Origin of the sequence: Paraburkholderia sp. SIMBA_054 (assembly GCF_046534875.1) — a bacterium.
In the GTDB taxonomy this organism is placed as follows: Bacteria; Pseudomonadota; Gammaproteobacteria; order Burkholderiales; family Burkholderiaceae; genus Paraburkholderia; species Paraburkholderia hospita.
In genome coordinates this window covers 1-231 of record NZ_JAWRXV010001835.1, presented here as the reverse complement: position 1 = coordinate 231, position 231 = coordinate 1, and the positions used below count along the sequence as shown (strand labels likewise).

Here is a 231-nt window from a genome sequence, read left to right as displayed (position 1 = left end):
CTCGGCGCGGGCTACTCGTTCGGCCGCGATTCGGCGGGCACCGGCAATTCGCCGGGGCAGGGCACATGCGCGGGCTCGGTCGCCGGGCACCCAACGGAATGTCGCGACTGGTCGGTGATGCTCAAGTACGACGCGCAGTACTTCGGCGTCGCGGCATCGTCTGAGGAGCAGCGCGGCGGTGCGAGTGGACAGGCGAATTTCTTCGACGGCGTGCCGCCCACAGTGCTCTCC

The 231-nt window shown here is 69.3% G+C and carries 1 pseudogene; it reads left to right on the top strand.

Annotated features, from left to right (window positions below):
* Positions 1 to 231, top strand: a pseudogene (locus SB822_RS61385) (porin); the annotation flags it as partial.